Origin of the sequence: Synechococcus sp. ATX 2A4 (assembly GCF_024346375.1) — a bacterium.
Classification (GTDB): Bacteria; Cyanobacteriota; Cyanobacteriia; order PCC-6307; family Cyanobiaceae; genus MW101C3.
The window spans coordinates 54207-76001 of record NZ_JAGQCV010000004.1 but is presented as its reverse complement, the minus strand read 5'-3'; the positions used below and the strand labels follow the sequence as shown (position 1 = coordinate 76001).

Below are 21795 nucleotides of genomic sequence, written 5' to 3'. Positions count from 1 at the left end.
TGGCTCACGTGCGATCGCCCGATGGCGGAGGTAACGGCAGTGGCAAGGGCAGCAGCAGCAGCAGCAGAACAGACGGCAGGAATGGCAGCGGCGGCCGGCCCGGGGCGGCTCACAGTGATCACCGGGCCCAGCGGAGTAGGCAAAGGCACGCTCGTGGCTGCGCTGCGCCAGCGCCATCCGCAGATCTGGCTGTCGGTGTCCGCCACCACGCGCGCGCCCCGCAGCGGGGAACAGGAAGGGGAGCACTACTTCTTTATGAGCCGGGAGCAGTTCGAGCAGCAGGTGGCCGCCGCCGGGCTGCTGGAGTGGGCCGAATTCGCCGGCAATCTCTACGGCACGCCACGGGCGCCCGTCAGCGAACATCTGGCCTTGGGACAGCCGGTGCTGCTGGAAATCGAACTGGAGGGTGCCCGCCAGGTGCGGCGCAGCTTCCCGCAGGGGTTCCAGGTGTTCATCGAACCCCCATCGCTGGAGGAGCTGGAACGGCGCATCCGCAGCCGCGGCACCGACGACGACAGCGCGATCGAACGGCGGCTGCGGCGGGCCCGGGAAGAACTGGCCGCCGCCGCTGAATTCGACGCCGTGGTGGTGAACGCCGACCTGGAGACCGCCATCGGCGAACTGGAAGCCCTGCTGCGGCTGGACGGCAGTTGAATCAGCCGCTGAAGCCAAAAAAAGCGGCCTGGTGGCCGCTTGAGACGTTCAGAGGCTCCGGATGGAAGCCTGCTGATCAAAGGGGATGGAACAGAAGATCAGGAAAGAAGCGGTTGAATTCGATCATGATTCCGGCAGTGACGGTGAACCAGATCGCGGCGAAAACAGGGGCGGTGGTAAGGAATTTTTTCATGAACGCACTCCAAGTGGAGAACAGGGGAATGGGGGCAGCTGAACGAAGGTCAGCGCGGTGAAACGGTGACCTTGGAATCGGATTCCAGCAGCTTGCCGCTGGTGAATTCGCTGAAGGCCGCCAGAGGCCAGGTGGCCGCGGCGATGGTGCTCTTCAGAGCCAGGGGCACATCGATCTGGATCTCGCGCATGGTGGCGTCCTTGCTGCCACGGATGGCCTGCAGGTAGACGCGACCAGCCCAGCCGATGCAACCGGCGATGTAGAGGAAAGCGATGCCCGGAATCATGAAGTCACCGGCATGGCTCCAGCGACCATCAACGATCAGGTGGGGCAGACCATCGGTGCCGCACACGGCCTGGCTGTACATCTCGAAGCGGGCTTTCGCCTGCGGAGTGGCAGCGGCGGCGGCGCGCTGCTGAAAGCGGGGGCTTTCGGAGCAGGGGGTGAGCCCGGCCACATCGGCATGGGCCACAGGGGCGAAGCCGAAGATCAGCAGGGCGGAAATCAGAACGGCGAAAAGGCGGCGCATCGTATCCGGATCCGGGGAAAGGCCTGCCAGCGGGCAGGATGTCACTTGCGGAGAGTAAGGGAGGCCATGGAGGCACTTGAACACCGTTCTGGCCGTCGAAACAAGTTGTGACGAGTCAGCGGCGGCCGTGGTGCGCGGCGAGCAGGTACTCGCCAGTGCCGTGGCTTCGCAGATCGCCGAACACGCCCGCTGGGGAGGTGTGGTGCCCGAAATCGCCTCGCGGCGCCACGTGGAGGCTCTGCCCCAGCTGATCGCCAGCGTGATGGCCGAATCCGGCCTTGGCTTCGCAGACCTCGACGGCATCGCCGCCACCGTGGCGCCGGGCCTGGTGGGAGCCCTGCTGGTGGGTTCGGTCACCGCCCGAACGCTGGCAAGGCTGCACGATCGCCCCTTCGTGGCGGTGCACCACCTCGAAGGCCATCTCTGTTCGGTGCACCTGGGAGAGCCCCTACCGGCGGGTCCGTTCCTGGTGCTGCTGGTGAGCGGCGGCCACACCGAGCTGGTCCGGGTCGATGGCGCCGGCCACTACCGGCGGCTGGGCCGCAGCCACGACGACGCGGCCGGCGAGGCCTTCGACAAGGTGGCGCGACTGCTGGGGCTGGGGTATCCCGGCGGCCCAGCGATCCAGGCGGCCGGAGCGCTGGGGAATCCCCTGCGCTTCCCGCTGCCGAAGGGCCGCGTGTCGAGGCCGGAAGGGGGCTATCACCCCTACGACTTCAGCTTCAGCGGCCTGAAGACGGCCGTGCTGCGCCTGGTGCAATCGCTGCGCGCCGGCACCGGTGCCGCGGGGCCGGCGGATCCAGCTTCCACCGCTGAATTGGCGGCGCAGGATCTGGCCGATGTGGCCGCCAGCTTCGAGCAGGCTGTGGTCGATGTGCTGGTGGAGCGCAGTTGCCGCTGCGCCCGCGACGAGGGGCTCGGCACGCTGGTGCTGGTGGGTGGAGTGGCAGCCAATCAACGACTGCGGCAGCGGCTGGAGGAGCGTTGCGGCGCGCTGGGGCTGCACTGGCGCCGCGCGCCGCTTGCCTACTGCACTGACAACGCCGCCATGATCGGCGTGGCTGCGGCCCAGCGGCTTGCCGCGGGATCAAGCAGCAGCACGGCCCTGGGGGTGGCGGCACGCCTGCCGCTGCAGCAGAGCGAAACGCTCTACGAGCAGCAGCCCTCCTTTTGATGCCTTTATGGTGGCCAGACCCGTCGTGAAGGGGGTGGATGGCTTCAGCTGACACCACAGAGAATGCAGTGCTGCAGAACGACGCCCTGGCGCCCGCACCTTCCGATGCGGAGGGCCTGGCTGCCGGCCAGCCCGTAGAAGTGGCGCCGGAAGAGCTGAACGCCTGGCGCCGCGGCTTCACCCCTCAAGCCGAGATCTGGAACGGCCGCCTTGCCATGCTGGGGCTCTCCCTGGGCATCGCCACCCTGTTGCTGCTCCGTCTGGCCAGGGCCCACTGATGTTTCGCCGGCGGCTCCGGCCTATTCGCGGCCTCGCAGCGCCTGGGAAAGCTCACCACGCTTGAGGCTCACGGCCATCGCATCTTCTGGGCTCACCTTGCCTGCAACCACCAGTTCGACCAGTGACTGGTTGAGGGTTTTCATGCCTTCAAACGAACTGCGTTTCATGATTTCCTCCACTTCGTCGAATTCACCCCGCAAGAGATAGTCACGGCAGGCATCGGTGTTGATGAAGATGTCGTGGTAGGCGATGCGGCCACCATCGGTGGATTTGAGCAGCCCCTGCGAGATCACAGCCAGCAAGGATTCGGCCACGTTGGTGCGGATGGACTTCTGCTCTTCGGACGGAAACATCCCCAGCATCCGCTCCACTGTTTTGACTGCGGAGTTGGTGTGCAACGTGCCGAAGACCAAGTGGCCGGTCTGGGCAGCCTCCAAGGCCGTGGAGAGGGTTTCCTGGTCGCGGATTTCACCGATCAGCAGCACATCAGGATCCTCTCGCAACGCTGCCCGCAGAGCCGTGGAGAACATCTTGGTGTGATGGCCGATCTCCCGCTGGCGCACAAGACAGGATTTACTGGTGTGCACGAACTCAACCGGATCCTCGATGGCGAGGATATGCTTCGACTGGGTTGAATTCATCCAGTTGATCATTGCGGCCAAGGTGGTGGATTTGCCGCAGCCTGTGGGCCCTGTCATCAAGATCAGGCCCTTGGTGTACTTGAGAAGTTTCTTGAACACCTCAGGGAAGTCGAGGGATTCCAGCGTTGGGACCTCATAGGGGATGAGCCGCAGCACCATCGCTGGCCCCAGCAGCGATTCGAACAGGTTGATGCGCACCCTTACAAAGCTGAAGGCATGGGAGCCGTCGTATTCCTTATCTTTCGCAAACCTCTGGCGATCCTCCGGGGATAGGATTTCATCGAGCCAGCCTGAGAACTGTTGGTTCGTGATGATCGGCCAACCGGTCATCTGCATGTCGCCCCGAAAGCGCAGCCGCGGCTCCTCGCCCACACCGAGGTGCACGTCCGAACACTTGGCCTCAAAGGCCACACGTACCACCTCCGCCAGCGAGCGGGGCGTGGCCCCTGATGGCTGCGGGGGCGCCGGGGCCGGATCGACCCCACCTAAGGCAGCGGGCAGGGGATTGGGTGCAGGTGCCGGGCTGGGGGGAAACAGGGAGCTGGTCATGGGGCTGGTCAACATTGCCGCCATTTTGGCGGGAAAGCGCTCTATTGATTCTCCCTCCGCGATCTGCTCGCGATGCAAACGGGTCCGAAGGGACTGCGTCGCGGGCCCTCCTTAGGATCGCCATCCCCGCATGGGCTCCTTGATCACCACTGCTCCGCTCGTCAGCATCGTGCTGGGCACCAGGCCTGAAGCGATCAAGCTGGCGCCGGTGATCCATGCCTTCCAACAGGCCGAAGGCTTCCGCACCCGGGTGGTGCTCACCGGCCAGCACCGGGAAATGGTGGCGCAGGTGATGGAGCTGTTCAGCCTCACCGCTGACCGTGACCTGGCCCTGATGACGCCCCGCCAGACCCTCACCCACGTGACCTGCGCCGCCCTGACGGGCCTGGAGCAGGACTTCACCGAACACCGGCCGGATCTGGTGCTCGTCCAGGGCGACACCACCACCGCCTTCGCTTCCGCCCTGGCGGCCTTCTACCAGCAGATCCCAGTGGGCCACGTGGAAGCCGGTCTGCGCACCGACAACCTGCTCGATCCCTTCCCTGAGGAAGCCAACCGCCGGCTGATCTCCCAGATCGGCCAGTTGCATTTCGCCCCCACCTCGGTGTCAGAGGCGAATCTGCGCGGCGCCGGCGTGGTGGGCCAGGTGCTGGTCACGGGCAACACCGTGATCGACGCGCTGCTGTTGATGGCAGAGCGGGCGCCCCTGCTGCAACGGCCTGGCCTCGACTGGAACCAGCAGCGGGTGATCCTGGCCACCGTGCACCGGCGGGAGAACTGGGGAGAGCGCCTGCGCGCGATCGGCGACGGCTTTCTGCGGCTGCTGGAGCAGTATCCCGACACTGCTTTGCTGCTGCCACTGCACCGCAACCCCACCGTGCGGGAACCGCTGCAGCAGATGCTGGGCGATCACCCGCGGGCCTTTCTCACCGAACCGCTCGACTACAACGAGCTGGTGGGGGCGATCCGCGGCTGCACGCTCCTGCTCACCGACTCCGGCGGCCTGCAGGAAGAGGCCCCGGCCCTGGGCAAGCCGGTCCTGGTGCTGCGGCGCACCACGGAACGGCCTGAAGCGGTGTCTGCCGGCACGGCCCGCCTGATCGGCACCGATGCCGCAGCAATCGCCGCAGAAGCCGGTCGCCTGCTCAACGACCCCGCGGCCTATGCCGCCATGGCCCTGGCCCACAACCCCTTCGGGGACGGGCAGGCGAGCGGCAGGATCGTGGCGGCGTGCCGTGCCTTCCTGGCAGAACGACGCTGAGCTGACAGCTGAGCTGATCTGACCTGATCTGATCTGATCTGATCTGATCTGATCTGATCTGACAGCTGGTCTGATCTGACCTGAGCTGACCTGAGTGATCGGACAGGTGTTCAGCTGCCCGGCCGCTGCTTCGCCCAGGGGGGGAGATCGATAAACACCCGGGTACCCGGCTCAAGGCCGGAGAGGATCTGGGTGTTACGGCCGCTGCTGGAGCCAAGCGTCACCGGCTGAAAGGTGGGCTGGTTGTCCTTGCCCACCAGCAGCACCCCGGGCCGTCCTTCCTCGGTGACCACCGCCACGGTGGGCACCAGGGTCTGGGCCGGCAGGGTGCCGGCCTGGAAGTCGATGTCGGCGGTCATGCCGATGCGCAGGTCGCTGATGGGATCGGTGAACAGCAACTTCACGTCGAAGGACGTGACGTTGTTGGTCTTCACCGCCCGGGGAGCGATCTGGCGCACGCGGGCAGTGAAGCGGCGGTCCGGGAAGGCATCCACCCGCACGCTGGCGGCCTGGCCGAGGCGAATGCGGCCAATGTCGCTTTCCGGCACCTTCGCCACCGCCTCCAGGCCGTTGGCAAGCTCCACCACCGACGAGCTGGAGGCACCCGCACTGGCGGAGGCTGACGTGGTGGGGGTGACAAAAGCGCCGGGGTCGGCGAATCGCTGGGTGATCACGCCATCGAAGGGAGCGCGGATCGTGAGCTCGGCGCGTTCCACATCCCGCTGGGCGTTGCGTTGGCGCGCTGCATCAAGCGCCGCCTTGCTGGTGAGCATGCGGGTACGGAAGGTGACGATGTCGTCCTGGCTGATCGCCCCCTGCTGAAACAACTTCTGGCGGCGCTCAAACTCTGAGCGGCTGCGGGCGTACTCGGCAGCCGCCTGACGTTCCTGGGCCAGCAGTTCATTTTCCCGGTCGCGCAGGTCGCCGCTGTCCATCAGGGCGATCGGTTCACCGGCCCGCACGAGATCGCCCTCATCCACAAACAGATCGGCGAGCACCCCCCCCCGCTTCGGGCTCACGTTCACGCTGCGGGCCGCCTCCAGCTCGCCGCTGGCGGTGACGATGCCCGGTAGGCTGCCGCGCTCAGCCTTCACCACGAAAGTGGCCAGCGATTGCTGCCGCTGGGTGGAGGCGCGCTGACGCTGCCAGAAGGCCACACCACCGATCACGATCACCGCCACCGCCACCCCTGCCCAGAGGGGCCAGCGCCGCTTTTTGGGGCTGGGCCGGCGAGGGGTGGCTGGAACGGACTGTTCCTGGGGCGGTGTCAGCACCGGCGCGGGGCGAAGGGCGGAGCGGGGAATGACGGTCAGCAGTCGCTGTCACCAGTCTTGATGGTCGCGGCGGAAAACGTGGCCATGGGAGGCCCGGGGGGCGCCGTTTAGATTTCGCCCCATGCTCAAAGCCGGAATCGTGGGGCTGCCCAACGTGGGCAAATCCACCCTCTTCAACGCCCTGGTGGCCAACGCCCAGGCCCAGGCCGCCAATTTTCCGTTCTGCACGATTGAGCCGAACGTGGGCTCCGTGGCGGTGCCCGACGGACGGCTGAACATGCTCTCAGATGTGTCCAGCTCCCGCGAGATCGTGCCCACGCGTGTCGAGTTCGTCGACATCGCCGGCCTGGTGAAGGGCGCCAGCCAGGGTGAGGGGCTCGGCAACAAGTTCCTCGCCAACATCCGCGAAGTGGACGCGATCGTGCATGTGGTGCGCTGCTTCGAGGACGACGACGTGATCCACGTGGCTGGGCAGGTGGACCCCGCCCAGGACGCCGAGATCATCAACCTGGAGCTGGCTCTCGCTGATCTGGCCCAGGTGGAGAAGCGGCGCGAGCGCCTCAAGAAACAGGCCCGCACCAGCAAGGACGCCCAGGCAGAAGACGAGGTGCTGGGCCGGATCGCGGTGGCGCTGGAAGCCGGTGCGCCCGCCCGCGGGGTTGCCCTCAGCGACGACGAACGCGAGACCCTCCGCCCCCTCGGCCTGCTCACCCTCAAGCCGATCATCTACGCCACCAATGTGTCGGAAGACGACCTGGCCGCAGGCAATGGCCACAGCGAGGCCGTGGCGGCCCTCGCCCAGCGCGAAGGCGCGGAGGTTGTGCGGATTTCCGCGCAGGTGGAGGCGGAACTGGTGGAGCTCGGCGAGGCCGAACGGGCCGATTACCTCGATGGGCTCGGGGTCAGTGAGGGCGGGCTGCAGAGCCTGATCCGGGCCACGTATCAGCTGCTGGGCCTGCGCACTTACTTCACCACTGGCGAGAAGGAAACGCGGGCCTGGACGATCACCGCCGGCATGACCGCGCCCCAGGCCGCCGGTGTGATCCACACCGACTTCGAACGGGGTTTCATCCGTGCCCAGACCGTGGCCTACGAGCAGCTGATCGAAGCGGGCTCCCTCTCGGAAGCGCGCAACCGCGGCTGGCTGCGCAGCGAGGGCAAGGACTACGTGGTGGCCGAAGGCGACGTGATGGAATTCCTGTTCAACGTCTGAGGCGGCTGCAGGCGCTGAAGCGCTCGTAGAGCGTTGATCCTCTCCTTTCTGTTTGGTGCTGCGGTGCCAGAAGCGCCGCCGACCTTCGGCGAGAATGGGCCCCTACGAGGCAAACCCTGATGAACCCCTCCCAGGAGTCCTCTGCTGGCAGCGCGGCGGCGGCCAGCAACCAGCCTGCTGCCCAGCCGCCGGTGGCCAACGCCGCCAGTGGCACCACACCGGCCCCTGAGGGCAGTGATGGATCTGCCGCTGGCCCCCACAACTTCGAGATCCAGAAGGAACTGCACCAGCGCATCCGCAACGACCCCGACTACGACGATTGGGAGTACGGCACCGAGCCCCTGCCCCATGAGCAGCAGGGCTGGATTTCCAGGCCCGCCCCGGCCGAAGCGTCAGAGGCCGCCGGAAGCACTGGCGTGGGGGTGGACGCGGGCTAAGGGCCGCACCAGGGTGAGGCCCAGCAGGCAGAGCGCCGCCATCGCCAGCCACAGGCCTGCTCCGTGCCGCTGCTGGTCGAGGAACAGACCCGCCACCTGCGGTGCCACGAAGGCACTCACCGCAAAACATTGCGAGAACAGCGCCATGGCCATGCCCTGATGGGCGAGGGGCGTGATCTCCACCACGGCCTCAGTGGCGGTGGGCAGAAAGGCGGCCACGGCCGCGGCCAGCGGCAGCTGGGCCAGCAGCAGCACCGTGAGGCTGTGCCAGCCCAGGCTGGAGAAGGCCAGCAGGAAGCTGCCGAGCGCGAAGGCCAGCAGACTCAGGCCGAGCCCGAAGGCCACCGATCGCTCCGACAACCAGCGCCCCAGCGGCCACTGCAGGGCCAGCAGCAGCCCCAGCTGCAGCGCCAGCAGCAGGGCGCCGGTGCTCTCCGGCATAGGGGGGCGCGCCAGGCCGCCACGCACCAGATCCAGCGGCAGGGCGCTTTGCAGCAGCGCCACCATGCCGGTGCACAGCACCGTCATCGCCATCAGCGGCAGCAGGGGCCGTACCCACCCCTGCCAGGAATCGAGTCGCACGCCGGCACTGCGGGCCGGAGCCGGCGGCAGCGGCCGGCGCAGCAGCAGGCTCAGCAACACGACCATGCAGGCGATGTCGAGCAGAAAGATGCCCCGCAACTGGCCCCAGGCCGCCAGCCCAGAGCCCAGCAGCACGCCGGTGGCGATGCCGAGGGCGTCGGCGGTGCGCACGAGCGCGAAGGCGCGGCTGGAGGGCAGAGGCGCGCAGCTTTGGGTCACGGCCACTTCGATCGCAGGCCAGTAGAGCCCGAGGGCCAACCCGATCAGCATCTGGCCGCTCACGTAGGCCGGAAAGCTGGTGGCAGTGAACAGGCGCGCGTCGGCCAGCACCGAGATCAAGGCGGCCAGCACGATCGGCCCGTTGCAGGAGCGGCCTCGGTCGAGCCACCAGCCGCAGAGCCACCGGCCGGCGGTGCCGGCCAGGGCAGCTGCCGCCAGGCCCTGACCGACCGCAGTGGCGGAGAAACCGGCGTTGTGGAACACCACGGCTGTGAGATAAATCACACCGCCGCCGCCGAGACTGCTCAGCAGCCGCATCCAACACAATTGCCGCAAGGGCGCGGGAAACTGGAGGAACCAGCCGAGGCCGCTTGCCCCTGCGCGACGTCGTATCAAACCGGTTCCGATCGCTGTTCGTGCTTCTCACCAGTGTGCTGGTCGGGGCGGGCAGCCCGGCCAAGGCAGCTGATCAGCTGATCGTTCGACTCGATGGGTTCTCGCTGCCCATCGACATCGGCCAGCTGGAGGCCTGGAGCCGCGATCCTGGCTCGCGGAGCAACGACCTGGGCGTGTGGTTCGAGTTGCTCGACCCTCGCAGCCGCGACGATCTGCGGCGCTTGCTGCGCACGCCGATGCTGGAGGAGCGCGACCTGGCGCTGCAGTTGATCCAGAGCTGGGCGGGCCGCCAGGTGCTGGAGGAGATGGGGGCGTTGCTCAGCACCGATCAGAGCGGCAGCGGCGTCCTGCTGGTCAACACCCTGCGCGGCCTGCTGCAACGCCCGGAGCCGGTCACCCCCTTGAGCCTGCTGCGGGCCGTGCCCGCCCCCCGGCTCACCCTGGAGGTGGATGAGGTGCTGGAGCTGGCGCAGCAGTGGCGCCGGCAGGTGGAGCGTCAGGGCCAGGCCCTGCGGCAATTGCGCCAGCTGCCGCTGCCCCTGACCTTCCCCCCCGATGCGTGGCCGACACCGGCACACCTGCCCAGCGGCGCGGTTCCCAGGCTCCGCGCACTGGCACTGGCGGTGCCCCACCGCCCCGACCCCCTGCAGATCGAGCTGTGGGAGGCAGTGGCCCCCCGTCGGGACGCTTACGTGCTGGTGATGCCGGGGCTGGGCAGCAGCGGCGCCCAGCTGAGCTGGCTGGCCCGGGGGCTGGCGGAGCGCGGCTACCCGGTGCTGGTGATCAATGATCCCAGCAGTGACGATCGCGTCGTGCGGCAATTGCTCGATGGGCAGCGCCCGCCCCCCGGCGCCGAAACCCTCCCCGCCCGCCTGGCGGATGTGGAGGCGGTGCTGAAGGCCGAACAGGACGGCCAGCTGCCGCCGTTGGGCTCCTCTGCCGTGCTGCTTGGCCATTCGCTCGGGGGCCTGTCGGCGTTGATGGCCGGGGGCGCTCGGCCCGTGGCGGGCCTGGAGCAGCGCTGCAAGCGGGCAATGAAAGGCATCCCGCTCAACAACCTCTCGTGGTTGCTGCAGTGCCAGTTGCCGGAGGTGCCCTTGCCGGAGGTGGGCAGCGGCGATGGGCGCGATCCGGTGGCGGCGGTGGTGAGCTTCAACGGTTTCGGCAGCCTGCTCTGGCCAGGCCGCGGCCTGAATCGCCTCAACGGCACACCGCTGCTGATGGTGGGCGGCGGCCTTGACTTGGTGACACCACCTGTGGGCGAGCAGCTGGACCTGTTCCTGCAACACCACAACCCCCGCAGCCGGCTGGTGATGGTGGAGGGAGGCAGCCACTTCTCGGTGGTGCGCCTCGGCGATGACAACCCCGCCCTGCTGCAGTTGGGCCAGGAGCTGGTCGGGGTGGAGCCGCGCCAGGTACAGGAGCTGCTGCTCAACCTCACCGCCGATTTCCTCGCATCCCTCGATGGATCCGCCGCCCTGCCCAGCCAGCAGCGCCTGCAGGGCACCGTGAGGGCGTATGTGCTCGATCGGGCAGCCGCTCGCCGCTGGCACCGGCGTGTGGGCGGCTGAACCGCCGCCGCAGCGGCAGGGTTCCGAACCGGCTTCAGCAGCAGGGATCAGAACCGAATCCGGGGATCCAGCAGGGCCACCAGCAGGTCCACCACCACACTCACCACCACTACCAGCGCCGCCACCACCACCACGATCCCCTGCACCAGGGGGTAATCCCGCTGGGCGATCGCTTCCTGCAGCCGGAAGGCGATGCCCGGCCACGAATAGGTGACCTCAATCAGCAGGGCGCCGCCAATCAGCGACGCCACGGTGATCCCGGAAATCGTGAGCACCGGCAACAGGGCATTCGGCAGGGCATGGCGCAGCACCACCCGGGTTTCGCTCAGGCCGCGGCTGCGGGCCGCTTCCACGTAGTCGGAACGGAGCGCCCGGCGCAGGTTGAGCCGCAGCGCATTGTCGAAGATGCCGCTGAGCAGCACGCCAAGCGTGCTGGCGGGCAGCACCAGGTGCCGCACCGTGCCGCTGAACTGCTCCCAGTTGCCGGCCCGCAGGCTGTCAAACAGGTAGAAGCCCGAGCCGGTGGGCGGCAGCAGCGTGACGGGGAAACGCCCCCCCACAGGCAACCAGCCAAGCCAGACGGCGAACACCAGTTGCACCACCATCGCCGCCCAGAAGGGGGGCAGGGCGTAGGTGCCAATGCCGTAGAGGCGGCCGGCCAGATCGAGCTTGCCGTCGGGGCGGGCGATGCCGGAGAAGCCCACCGCCAGACCCAGCACGGCCGCGAGCAGCAGGGCGCACACGCCCAGCTCCAGGCTGGCCGGCAGGCTCTGGCTGATCACCTGGGCCACCGGTGTCTGGTTGGTGAGCGAGGCGCCCAGATCCCCGCGCAGCAAGCCCACAAGGAACTGGCCGTACTGGGTGAGCAGCGGCAGATCAAGCCCGAGTTGCTGGCGCAGGGCGGCGCGGGCCTCCTCAGGAGCGCGGATGCCGAGCAGGGCATCGATCGGATCACCCGGCGCCAGCCGCAGCAGCAGGAACACCAGCGTGGCGATCAGCCAGAGCATCACCGGGCCAAGCAGCAGGCGGCTGGCGCCGTAGCGCAGCAACTGGGAACGGCGGCTCATGGGTGGTGCTCCTTCTGCAGCCGGCTGAACACCACCCGGCCGGCCCCATCGAAGCGGGGCGTCTGCAGGTTGGGGCGGGCCCAGGCGCGTGGGGCCACCAGCCACACCGGGATATAAGGGGACGCCTGGGCCACCTGTTGCTGCAGGCGACGCAGCAGGGCGACGCGCTCCTCCCCTTCCAGACTTTCACTGCGCTTGAGATCCTGCTCAAGACCTGGCTGGGTCCAGAAGCTGCCGCTGGCGGCGCTGGCCCCCTTGAGGCAGCGGTTGCCCTCCGCCTGCTCACACCCCAACAGGGGAATCAGGTAGTTGTCGGCATCAGGGAAATCCCCCATCCACTCCAGCAGGATCGCCGTGAAGGCCCCCTTGCCGAGCTGCCGGTAGGCCGTGGTCGATTCCATGCCGCTGATCTCCAGTTGCACGCAGTCACCGAAGTCACGGGCCAGTTGCTCCTTCCAGGTGAGCGCAAAGAGACGGTCGGAGGGGATGTTGGAGCGGAAGGTGAGGGGCACGCTCAACCGCCGGCCATTGCAGTAGCCGGCCTGGCGGAACAGCTCGCGGGCCTGGGCCGGATCGAAGGCGGGCCAGGCCTGCGGATCGGAGCCGGGGATCGTGGGGGGGACCAGCTCCCGCAGGGAAGGGCGCAGCCCGTGGCTGACCCGCTGGCTGATCAGCTCCCGATCGAGACCGAACGCCAGAGCGCGGCGCAGGCGTGGATCCTTCAGGGGCGGCTGGTCGCTGAGCAGCGTGAGATAGCCGATCTCCAGAGCTGGCCCCCTCCCTTCGCGCAGGGAGCCGGCCGCGGCCAGGCGGTGCAGCGACAGCTGCTGATCGCCCTCCAGGCTGGTGGAGAGCAGCACATCCACCTCGCCGCTGCGCAGGGCGCCGTAAAGGGCGGTGGAGTTGCTCAGGTTCACCATGTCGATGCCGCTGTTGGCGGGCTTCGGGCCCCAGTAGTCGGCGAAGGGCTCCAGCCGCTGCTGCTGGTCGTTGAAGAAGGTGAGCCGGTAGGGCCCGGTGCCCACGAAGCGCTCGTTCAGAAAGCGGCGGCCGTGGGCGCGGTAGGCCGTGGGGGACAGCGGCGTGAGATTCACCGCCGTGAGCAGCTGGGGCAGGGCCGTGAACGGACGCCTCAGGCGCAGCTCCAGTTCGTAGGGCCCACTGGCCCGCACAGAGGCGATCCGATCGCCGAGCAGGTAGCTCAGCTTGCCGATCGCCAGGAAGCGCTCCAGCGTGAACACCATGGCGGCGGCATCGAAGCGGCTGCCGTCGTGGAAGCGCACGCCCTGACGCAGCGGCACCCAGGCGGTGAGGCGATCGGCGCTGAGCCGGGGCGGCGCCACGGCCAGGCGCGGCTGCAGTTCCCCGTCGGGGCTGATCGCGTAGAGGGGATCTCCCAGGGCGCTCAGCAGCTGCATCGCGCCGATGCTGAAGGTGGCGGCCGGATCCACCGAATCAATGCGGCTGCGGCCCGCCACCACCAGGCGGTCCACCGGGCGGACGGGCTGGCAGGCCGCCAGCAGGACCAGGCTCAGCGCTCCCACCAGGGGACGCGTGAGCCAGCGCTTCAGATCAGAAAAGGGGGCGATGGGGAGCGGTAACGCGCGCTGCGGCCATTCAAAGGCTCGGCTGGCCATGGAGGGCCAGGGAGGGCGGCGTGTTGTGAACCTGCTGCAGGGACACCTCGAACACCGGGGAGCCCTCCCGTGCCAGGGGCCAGCGGCGCACCCAGCAACGGTCGTGGGGGGGATCCACGGCGATCACCTGGTAGAGGTTCGAATCCGAGGCGAGGTGAATGCAATCACCCTGGTGGAGGCTCATCGGGCTGGTGCGAATGGAGGGGGTGTCCGTAGGAAGAGGGGTGGCGAGGGGGGATGGGGCCTGACGGCGCTGCGGGTCGCCCGTGGTGGGGGCGTGTGTCGACAGCATTTCGGGGCTGGAGAGGGGAAGGCGTTCGCCATGAACCTTAAGAAATCCCGGTGAGGGGATCGCGACGGAACGATTGGTGCTGCTGATCACACCCATCAGATGGGGCCGTTGATCACTTCCATCCGAAGGTTCGTGGATCCTTCCCATCAGAGGGTTCGCAGGCAGGCGGCCACCGCCTTCACATCCGGAAGGGCGGCAATCTCTGCCAGCGCCGCACGGAAACGGGCCTCCTGCACCCCGTGGGTGATCACCACGATCTCGGCCTCACCGCCGGAGGCCTGGAATTGCACGATCGACTGGATCGACACCTCCTCGTGGCCGAAGCAACTGCCGATCCGCCCGATCACCCCCGCCTGGTCGGTGGTCTGCAGACGCAGGTAGTTGCGGTGGCGGGTGACAGCGGGATCCACCAGGCGGCAACGGCGCCAGCTGCCAGCCGCCAGCAACGGATCGAGCCCGGCCGACGGGCCGCCCACCTGGCGGATGCCGGCAATGTTGAGGATGTCGGCCACCACGGCCGAAGCGGTGGGTCCGGCGCCGGCGCCAGGCCCGTAGAACATCACCCGCCCCACCGGATCCCCCTCCACGAGGATGGCGTTGTTGACGCCGTTCACCCCCGCCAGCGGGTGATCCTTCGGCACCAGGGTGGGATGCACCCGCACATCAAGCTGCTCGGTGCCATCGGGGTCGGTGCCCTCGCTCTGGGCCACCGCCAGCAGCTTGACGCGGAAGCCCAGCTGGTCGGCGTAGCTCACATCCCTGGCCTGCAGGCCGCTGATGCCCTCGGTGGGGATGGCGGAGCGTTCAACACCACCGCCGTAGGCCAACCCCGCCAGGATGGCGATCTTGTCGGCGGCATCGCCGCCTTCCACATCGGCGGCCGGGTCGGCTTCGGCGTAGCCGAGGGCCTGGGCATCGGCCAGCACCGTGCCGTAGAGGGCCCCCTCATCCGCCATGCGGGTGAGGATGTAGTTGGTGGTGCCGTTGATGATGCCGCTCACCCGCTGGATGCGGTTGGCACCCAGCGACTGCTTCAGTGGCTCGATGATCGGAATGCCGCCACCGACGGCGGCTTCAATCAGCACGTACACGCCACGCGCCGCCGCTGCCGCGGCAATTTCCTGGCCGTGGCGGGCGATCACCGCCTTGTTGGCCGTCACCACCGACTTCCCTGCGGCGATGGCACTGAGGATCAGGCTGCGGGCGGGCTCGAGGCCCCCCATCACCTCCACCACGATGTCGACGGACGGGTCCTGCACCACCGCTTCGGGGTCGGTGGTGAGCAGGGCCGGATCCAGCTCCAGCGGGCGCGGGCGGCTGAGATCTCTGACGGCCACCCGTTGCAGCCGCAGCTGGTCCACCAGCGGATGGCGACCCGCCGGGGCGGACAGGATGGCGGCGACGCCCGCTCCCACCGTGCCCAGACCCAGCAAGCCGATGCCGATGGTCATGCCTGTCTTGCCTGGAAAGGTCTGAGCCTAGAAACCTGCCTGCGGTGCGGCTGCTCATGCGGGCTGCCGCCAATGGCGCTGGCCATCAGGCCGGGGCGCCGGACGCTGCACCGGCGGTGGACTCGCCGCTGGCGAGACTGCGGGCCTGGGCCTGCATCATCTTGAAGATGTTGAGGAAGCCGTTGGCCCGCGATGGGGTGAGGCTGGCCTGCAGGCCCGTGTCCGCCAGGAAGGCAGGATCCACGGCAGCAGCCTGCTCGGGCGTCAGGCCTTCGAGCGCTTCGATCAGCAGGGCCAGCAGCCCCTTGGTGATCTGGGCATCGGAATCCCCACGCCAGTGCAGCCGCCCCTGCTGAAGCTCACCCACCACGTACACCTGCGACACGCAGCCCTTCACCTTGAAGAGATCGACGCGGAACTCATCCGGCAGCGGCTCCAGCTTCTGGGCCAGCCAGAGCACGTAGGCGTAGCGGCGCTTGGGGTCGGTGGTGCCGCGCAGGCGGCCAACGATCCGGTCCAGTGCTTCAGTGCCGCCGCTCATCGAAGGCGACGGCGGGCAGCGGACCAGCCACTCACGCCGGCGATCACCCCGCCGATGCTGCCGAGCCCACCCAGCACCACGGTGCCGATCAGCCAGGGGGAGGCCCAGGCCGCCGTTGGTTCGGAGGGACGGCTGCTGAGGGTGTCGAGCTGAGGGCGGCCACTTCTCACGTTCAGGTCGAGGAAGTCGCGGTGGCCGGGGCCGTCGTCGACCTGGAGCTCCCAGGTGCCATCGGCACCGCTCGGCAGCACGAAGGACAGCTTGCCATCGGCATCGAGCTGGCCCACCGTCACCGCGGTTCCACCACCTGGTGGCACTACGCGCACCTGGGCTCCGGCCGCCGGTTCGCCGGAGGAGAAGCGGCTCTCCAACAGCAGGGCGTCGTTGAGGGAACGGAGCTGATCGAGGCTGCTCTCGATGGCATGGGCCCGGGCCGCCACAGGCAGCAGGGCAAAGGTCGCCGCTCCCAGGCATGGCACAACCAGGCGGTGGAAGGAGGTCACGGGCGATTCAGCAAACAGAAGAGAGCCGGTTCCACTTCAGGGGTGGCATCCCGCTCCAGCGTAAGAGGGCTTCAGGAGGCCGACCAGCGGTTGCCGGCGGCATGGGCCTTGCCCGCCTGCACCATCCGCACCATCGAGCTCACCATCATCGACAGGGCCTCGCTGGGCTCGGAGCGGTGGCCGAGCTCGGCGGCCATCACGCGATCAGCCACGGTGCGACCTGCTGCTGCAGCGGTTCCGGCGCGCAGCGCCGGGGAAAGGCGCCGGCCGTTGCTGCCATCGGCATCCACCCTGGCGATCACCGGCTGCATCAGGCCCATCGGCGGTTGAGCGGACGAATCCGGGGAGATCACCACAGGAGCGGTTCAGCTGCGGGGATCCTGGCAAATGCAGCCCCACAAGGCGGGCCGTGGTGGTCATCACTCAACAGGTTGCAACCATTCCAGGCCCCGTTCGCTCAGCCAACCGTCGAAAGGGATGTCCCAGGGGTCAGCAGGCAGGGCCTCCACCAGGCAGCCATAGGGCGCCACGATCACGGCCGGCACGGCGCGCCAGGCCTGGTGCTGCCGCAAGCGGTCGTACCAACCACCGCCGGAACCCAGCCGGTAGCCGCAGCGGTCGAAGGCCAGCGCCGGCACCAGCAGCAGGCCCAGCGCGCTGGGCCTGAGGCTCGGGCCCTGCGGGGCCGGGATGCCGCAGTGATCGGGGAGCAGCGGCGCGCCCGGGTTCCAGGCGACGTAATGGAGCTCGGCATCGCCTCCGCCTGCCGTGCCTGCTTCTGAACGCACCGTCGGACCAGCCTCTGGCCCGGCCTCCGGCCATACCGCCGGCAGGGCGAGCGAGGCCGGCCCCAGCGCCTGGAGCGGCCTCAGATCGGCTTCGCCGCGCAGGGGCCAGTAGAGCCCCAGCCGCTGCGGGCGATCCAGCCAAGGGGCCAGGGCTGCCGCGGCCTGCTGTTGCAAGGGAGCATGCGCTTCCAGCAGCAAGGCCGCGCGCCGTTGCCGCCAGTGGCGGCGCAGGGCTGCCTTGGCGGGGCCGTTTCCACCGGCAGCAGCAGCACCAGCAGCAGCGGGCCGTTTCACCGCTGAAACCAGCCGGTGAGCGCCACAGCCAGGGCATCGGCGGCGTCGTCGGGGCGTGGGGGGTGATCCAGCGACAGTTCGCGCATCACGGCGTCGAGCACCTCCTCCTTGCCGGCATGGCCCGAGCCGGTGAGCGCCAGCTTCACCTGCATCGGCGGAAACTCCACCACCGGCACCCGCAGCCGCGCCAGGGTCATGATCACCACCCCCCGGGCCTGCACCACCGAGATCGTGGTGCTGGAGCGGTAGAAGAAGAACTTCTCCACCGAGGCCAGATCAGGGCGCCAGCGCCGCACGAGCCAGCGCAGATCGCGGGCGATCTCCACCATCCGCGCCCCATCGGAGCGGCCGGGAAGGGTCTGGATCATGCCGCAATCGAGCATCTGCTGAGGCGGGCCGGTCTCGATCACGCCGTAGCCGACACGGGCGAGGCCGGGATCAATGCCGAGGATGCGCATGGGGCGAATGATCCGTGCCCTGCGAAATTTGCAGAGCCGGCAGGCTCAGGCTGCCAGGGCCAGCTCGAAAGCGCTGCGGTCGCTTGGCTCGGGCCGCTCGAACACTTTGCAGAACATCTTGATCACCCGGTCACCGGTGTCGATCTGCTCCAGCGGATCCTTGCGCAGGCGGTGGCGCAGGCAGCAGGCCACCACACGGGCCACGTCGTCGTCGGTGACTTCGTTGCGGTGCTCAAAAGCGGCCAGGGCCCGCGCCGCCCGGTTGGTGACGATGTCGCCGCGCAGACCGTCCACATCCAGTTCGCCGCACACCGCCGAGATGCGCACCCGCAGGTCGTCGTCGATCAGCACTGAGGGCAAGCGGTTCTGGGCCTCCACCACCCGCGCCTGCAGGGCCTCCTGGACCTCCTGCACCTGCACGCTGAAGGCCTCGGGGTCGGCGTCGAAGCCGGTGCGCTGGTCGACCACCTGCACGCGCAACTCGGGATCACGCACGGTGCGCACCTCCACGCTCATGCCGAAGCGGTCGAGCAGCTGGGGCCGCAGTTCGCCTTCCTCCGGGTTGCCGGAGCCGATCAGCACGAAACGGGCCGGATGGCGCACACTCACCCCCTCCCGCTCCACTGTGTTCCAGCCCGAGGCGGCCGAATCCAGCAGCACGTCCACCAAGTGGTCGTCGAGCAGGTTCACCTCATCGACGTAGAGCAGACCGCGGTTGGCCTTGGCCAGCAAGCCCGGCTCAAACGCCCGGATGCCCTCGCTGAGGGCTTTCTCGATGTCGATCGTGCCGCACAGACGGTCTTCGGTGGCGCCCAGCGGCAGGTCCACCATCGGCACCTGGCGGGGTTCCACTGGCAGGGTCTCGCCGGCTTCGGCCCGCGCGCGCACCTCGCTGCTCTGCAGATCGGGGTCGGTGGGGGAGCTGTTGTAGGGGTCGCCAGCCACCACCGGGATTTCCGGCAGCAAGTCAGCCAGGGCGCGGATGGTGGTCGACTTGCCCGTGCCCCGGTCGCCCATGATCATCACGCCGCCGATGCGGGGGTCGATCACGTTCAGCAGCAGGGCGAGCTTCATCTCCTCCTGGCCGACGATGGCGGTGAAGGGGAACACCCTGCGCTTGCGGGTCTGACTCACGGACGACAGCTCGGCACGGGTTCGGATTGTTTCACAGCTGATGTTGCCGCCGGGGCGGCGGGCACCGGCAGCAGGGTGAGCACCTGGGGTGGGGTGGCATCGGCGGGATAGATCAATCGGACGCGCAACTCCCGTTGCTCTCCTGGCTGGAGCCGCACGCGGCCCAGCTCTGGCCCCTGCTGCCCCTGGCGCTGCACCAGATGGAACCAGCGGCGGCCCATCCGCCGCCCCTGGGGATCGTCGAGGCCACTCACCTCCACGGTGCCGCGGAACATCACTGGCCGGGCCTCGGTGGCGTTGAAGCTGAGCCCCCCCAACGGTGTGTCGGACTTGCGGGGCGACTCCAGCGCCAGGGCCAGGACGCTCGTTTCGGTGCCGTCATTGCGCAGTGGCAGGCGCAGGTCGTACTCAACGCCGTAGTTGCCGTGGGCGGCCCAGGCGGTGCCGGGATAGAAGCCATCCAGCTCGGCGGTCTGCACCTGGCCGGTGCCCAGGGTGCCCAGCTCCAGCCCCGCGATCGGCCACGACACCGGGGCGCTGCGCACCGACAGCACCGGACTGCCGGGATCGGTGAGCGTGCCGGTCCAGCGGCTGCCCAGCTGCACGCCGCTGACCCGCGAATAGATCATCCGCCCCTTGGTGCCGCGGGGGGTGGGCTGGTGCTCCTTGGGACTGAGCCCGCCCCGCAACAGTTCCAGCCATGTGGCGTCCGACGGGGCCTGGTCACCGCCAAAGGCGGCCAGGGTGGCGACCTGCACCGGCCCGTCGCTCACCAGCCGCAGCTGCAGGTTGCGGCCATTGAGCAGGGGGTCGAGACCACGCACTGGGATCGGCACCGCCAGCAGGGTGGTGAGCTCTCCGGCAGGCAGCTGCCATTGGGCGGGAATCTCAGGGCTGCGGCGCTGCTGCAGCAATTCAGCGGCCACCCGGCTGCCCGGCCCGGAAAACGCAGAGGTGCCGTCGTGGGGCACCAGCGCCGGCAGGGGCAGGAAGGGGGCGTCCGCCTGCTTTGGGTCGGTGGCCTGCGACAGCGCCGTGGAGCCGCTGATCAACTGCAGGCGCACCGGCCGCGGGCCGCTGGGCGCCGCCACCACAGCCAGCCAGAGGGTGGAATCCACGGTTTCGGGCCGTCCCGCGTACACGTGATGGCTGAACAGGTCGAAGCGTCCCTTCAGCGGGCGGTTGAGATGGGCTGCCGGGACACCGAGGGGTTGCCCGCCCACCGTGGCGGCCCCATCAAAGGTGGAGAGCAGGATGCCGGGCGCCGTGATCAGCTCGGGGTTGTTGTCGTTGATCACCGGCACCTGATCAAGCTTCCCTGGGAGCGGCCTCACCTGCTGGCGCCGCAGCACGGTGGTGGGAGCGGAAGCGGGGGCCTGAGCCGTCGCGGGGGCTGCAGCAGCAGGGTTGGCCACGGGATTTGCCACCGGATTGGTCCCTGGATCGGCTGCGGCTCTGCCGCCGGCGCTTAGCACCAGGGCGACACCGGCAAGAGCTGGCAGCAAAGGGCTCAGCCGCCGAAGGCGGCGGTTGCGGGGAGCTTGCAGAGTCATCTCGGGGTGGGGGCAGGGGAACGGCCGATCAGGGTTTCACTCAGGGCTGCGGCCATCGCCCGGATCAGATCGGTGGAACGGGGATCGTTGAAGGGGCCCTTGACCATGAACGCCGCCACGGCCCGCTGGCCATTGGGCAGCTCGATCAGTCCGGCATCGGCGTAGGCAATGCCGATGTCACCGGTCTTGTTGAGCACGGTGATGCCGCGGGCCAGCAGCTCGCTGTCGGGATCGCTGGAGTCGCCGCCGATGCCCCTGAGCACCCCCGCAGGGAGGAGGGTGTTGGTGCGCGAGGTGCCCATGATCGTGCGGAAGTGATCCCGTGCCCGTGGACTCAGCTTGGCGCCGGTGTCCACCAGGGCGATGGAGCGGGCGAGGTCGTGGGGGCTGGTGGTGTTGGTGCCCTCCAGATCGGGCAGCCAGTTGTTCAACACGGTGGCAGGCAAGCCCAGCGCCTGGAAGCGGGCATTGATGGCCAGCTTGCCGCCCACCCGCTTGATCACCAGGTTGGTGGCGCTGTTATCGCTGACGCGGATCATTTCGGTGGCCGCTTCGTAGAAGGGGAAGCGGGTGCCGACCGGACGGCTGGCCATCCAGCCGGCGCCACCGCCCACCACCTCTTTGGTGAGCGGCAGGGGTTCGCCCCAGCGCAACTTGCCACGATCGAGATCCTCAAGCGCCACCAGCAGGATCGGCGTCTTGATCGAGCTGGCGGCAGGCAGCGGCGTGTCGGAATTCAGCTGGGCGAAGCGGCCGTCATCGAGCACCAGCAGGAAGCCGCCCACCTTGAGGTCTTTCTGGGCCGCCGCCAGGGCCTTCCAGCGGGCGCTGAGGGCCGTGAGCTCTTCGCGGGGCTCGAAGCTGCCCAGCGGGATGCCCTGCTGAAGCGGCGCCACCGGGGTCGTGCCAGCTCCGATGCGCGGCGTGTCCATGGCGCCCTGGGCCATCCGGGGGGCGAGCTGTTTCAGCACCGTGCCGGTGATCACACCCAGACCAACGCCCAACACCAGCAATCGCAGCACCAGGGCCAGGGGCTGGAACCAGCCGGTGGATCCGGATCGGGGGGGACGGCCCGAGCGCACAGACATGCAAGAAGGATTGGCAG

General features: G+C 68.5%; 24 protein-coding genes. 7 read left to right on the top strand and 17 right to left on the bottom strand.

What is annotated here, in order from left to right:
* Positions 1-81: 81 nt before the first annotated feature.
* Positions 82-654, top strand: coding sequence for a guanylate kinase (gmk, locus tag KBY97_RS04895; protein ID WP_255145722.1), 573 nt, complete (start codon positions 82-84; stop codon positions 652-654).
* 76 nt (positions 655-730) lie between these two features.
* Here the strand turns inward: gmk and psaJ are convergent, their stop codons facing one another.
* Together psaJ and KBY97_RS04885 are read right to left on the bottom strand one after the other, a co-directional pair.
* Positions 731-847, bottom strand: a complete 117-nt coding sequence (psaJ, locus tag KBY97_RS04890; protein WP_011935127.1) for a photosystem I reaction center subunit IX — start codon at positions 845-847, stop codon at positions 731-733.
* A gap of 49 nt (positions 848-896) precedes the next feature.
* Positions 897-1376, bottom strand: a complete 480-nt coding sequence (locus KBY97_RS04885; protein WP_094510284.1) for a Photosystem I reaction center subunit III — start codon at positions 1374-1376, stop codon at positions 897-899.
* 76 nt (positions 1377-1452) lie between these two features.
* On the opposite strand from KBY97_RS04885, the gene tsaD reads away from it, so the two are divergent.
* Complete coding sequence (gene tsaD / locus KBY97_RS04880) at positions 1453-2550, top strand: tRNA (adenosine(37)-N6)-threonylcarbamoyltransferase complex transferase subunit TsaD (RefSeq protein ID WP_255145564.1); 1098 nt, start codon at positions 1453-1455, stop codon at positions 2548-2550.
* Between the two features lie 86 nt (positions 2551-2636).
* Positions 2637-2828: a high light inducible protein gene (locus KBY97_RS04875; RefSeq protein ID WP_399217346.1), complete on the top strand. Its 192-nt coding sequence runs from the start codon at positions 2637-2639 to the stop codon at positions 2826-2828.
* A gap of 21 nt (positions 2829-2849) precedes the next feature.
* On the opposite strand, the gene KBY97_RS04870 is transcribed toward KBY97_RS04875, so the two are convergent.
* Positions 2850-4019 carry a type IV pilus twitching motility protein PilT gene (locus tag KBY97_RS04870; protein WP_315857142.1) on the bottom strand — a complete coding sequence of 390 codons (1170 nt, stop codon included), beginning with the start codon at positions 4017-4019 and terminating at the stop codon, positions 2850-2852.
* Positions 4020-4158: 139 nt separating this feature from the next.
* Between KBY97_RS04870 and wecB the strand changes: the two genes are divergently transcribed.
* Positions 4159-5280 carry a non-hydrolyzing UDP-N-acetylglucosamine 2-epimerase gene (gene wecB / locus KBY97_RS04865; RefSeq protein WP_261356305.1) on the top strand — a complete coding sequence of 374 codons (1122 nt, stop codon included), beginning with the start codon at positions 4159-4161 and terminating at the stop codon, positions 5278-5280.
* Between the two features lie 110 nt (positions 5281-5390).
* Here wecB and KBY97_RS04860 read toward each other — a convergent pair whose 3' ends face one another.
* A complete protein-coding gene (locus tag KBY97_RS04860) occupies positions 5391-6554 on the bottom strand; it encodes an efflux RND transporter periplasmic adaptor subunit (protein ID WP_399217300.1) in 1164 nt (387 codons plus the stop codon).
* Between the two features lie 121 nt (positions 6555-6675).
* Here KBY97_RS04860 and ychF point away from each other — a divergent pair, with 121 nt between their 5' ends.
* Both ychF and KBY97_RS04850 read left to right on the top strand, forming a co-directional pair.
* Entirely contained in the window at positions 6676-7767 is a 1092-nt protein-coding gene (ychF, locus tag KBY97_RS04855; protein WP_255145562.1) for a redox-regulated ATPase YchF, read from the top strand.
* A gap of 119 nt (positions 7768-7886) precedes the next feature.
* Positions 7887-8204, top strand: coding sequence for a hypothetical protein (locus KBY97_RS04850; RefSeq protein ID WP_255145561.1), 318 nt, complete (start codon positions 7887-7889; stop codon positions 8202-8204).
* On the opposite strand, the gene KBY97_RS04845 is transcribed toward KBY97_RS04850, so the two are convergent.
* Positions 8160-9323 carry an MFS transporter gene (locus KBY97_RS04845; RefSeq protein ID WP_255145560.1) on the bottom strand — a complete coding sequence of 388 codons (1164 nt, stop codon included), beginning with the start codon at positions 9321-9323 and terminating at the stop codon, positions 8160-8162. The genes KBY97_RS04850 and KBY97_RS04845 overlap by 45 nt on opposite strands.
* Before the next feature lie 98 nt (positions 9324-9421).
* Between KBY97_RS04845 and KBY97_RS04840 the strand changes: the two genes are divergently transcribed.
* Positions 9422-10972 (top strand): alpha/beta hydrolase, encoded by a 1551-nt coding sequence (locus KBY97_RS04840; RefSeq protein WP_255145559.1) that lies wholly within the window; start codon positions 9422-9424, stop codon positions 10970-10972.
* 47 nt (positions 10973-11019) lie between these two features.
* Here KBY97_RS04840 and KBY97_RS04835 read toward each other — a convergent pair whose 3' ends face one another.
* The 12 genes from KBY97_RS04835 to KBY97_RS04780 all read right to left on the bottom strand — a co-directional run bounded on the left by KBY97_RS04835 (position 11020) and on the right by KBY97_RS04780 (position 21778).
* Positions 11020-12039 (bottom strand): ABC transporter permease, encoded by a 1020-nt coding sequence (locus tag KBY97_RS04835; protein WP_255145558.1) that lies wholly within the window; start codon positions 12037-12039, stop codon positions 11020-11022.
* Positions 12036-13676 (bottom strand): ABC transporter substrate-binding protein, encoded by a 1641-nt coding sequence (locus tag KBY97_RS04830; protein WP_255145557.1) that lies wholly within the window; start codon positions 13674-13676, stop codon positions 12036-12038. Before KBY97_RS04830 ends, KBY97_RS04835 begins: the two co-directional genes overlap by 4 nt.
* Entirely contained in the window at positions 13657-13968 is a 312-nt protein-coding gene (locus tag KBY97_RS04825; protein ID WP_399217296.1) for a hypothetical protein, read from the bottom strand. The genes KBY97_RS04830 and KBY97_RS04825 overlap by 20 nt, the downstream gene beginning before the upstream one ends.
* A gap of 146 nt (positions 13969-14114) precedes the next feature.
* Positions 14115-15419 (bottom strand): homoserine dehydrogenase, encoded by a 1305-nt coding sequence (locus KBY97_RS04820; RefSeq protein ID WP_255145556.1) that lies wholly within the window; start codon positions 15417-15419, stop codon positions 14115-14117.
* An 85-nt stretch (positions 15420-15504) separates the two neighbouring features.
* Positions 15505-15960 carry a SufE family protein gene (locus tag KBY97_RS04815; protein WP_255145555.1) on the bottom strand — a complete coding sequence of 152 codons (456 nt, stop codon included), beginning with the start codon at positions 15958-15960 and terminating at the stop codon, positions 15505-15507.
* Entirely contained in the window at positions 15957-16463 is a 507-nt protein-coding gene (locus tag KBY97_RS04810; RefSeq protein ID WP_255145554.1) for a hypothetical protein, read from the bottom strand. The genes KBY97_RS04815 and KBY97_RS04810 overlap by 4 nt, the downstream gene beginning before the upstream one ends.
* 71 nt (positions 16464-16534) lie before the next feature.
* Positions 16535-16819 carry a hypothetical protein gene (locus tag KBY97_RS04805; RefSeq protein ID WP_255145553.1) on the bottom strand — a complete coding sequence of 95 codons (285 nt, stop codon included), beginning with the start codon at positions 16817-16819 and terminating at the stop codon, positions 16535-16537.
* 63 nt (positions 16820-16882) lie between these two features.
* Positions 16883-17545: a 5-formyltetrahydrofolate cyclo-ligase gene (locus KBY97_RS04800; RefSeq protein WP_255145552.1), complete on the bottom strand. Its 663-nt coding sequence runs from the start codon at positions 17543-17545 to the stop codon at positions 16883-16885.
* Complete coding sequence (ruvC, locus tag KBY97_RS04795) at positions 17542-18003, bottom strand: crossover junction endodeoxyribonuclease RuvC (RefSeq protein ID WP_255145551.1); 462 nt, start codon at positions 18001-18003, stop codon at positions 17542-17544. The genes KBY97_RS04800 and ruvC overlap by 4 nt, the downstream gene beginning before the upstream one ends.
* A 45-nt stretch (positions 18004-18048) precedes the next feature.
* Positions 18049-19137: a magnesium chelatase ATPase subunit I gene (gene bchI / locus KBY97_RS04790; protein WP_255145550.1), complete on the bottom strand. Its 1089-nt coding sequence runs from the start codon at positions 19135-19137 to the stop codon at positions 18049-18051.
* Positions 19134-20690, bottom strand: a complete 1557-nt coding sequence (locus KBY97_RS04785) for a DUF3370 domain-containing protein (RefSeq protein WP_255145549.1) — start codon at positions 20688-20690, stop codon at positions 19134-19136. The genes bchI and KBY97_RS04785 overlap by 4 nt, the downstream gene beginning before the upstream one ends.
* A complete protein-coding gene (locus KBY97_RS04780; protein WP_255145548.1) occupies positions 20687-21778 on the bottom strand; it encodes a serine hydrolase in 1092 nt (363 codons plus the stop codon). Before KBY97_RS04780 ends, KBY97_RS04785 begins: the two co-directional genes overlap by 4 nt.
* Positions 21779-21795 lie beyond the last annotated feature (17 nt).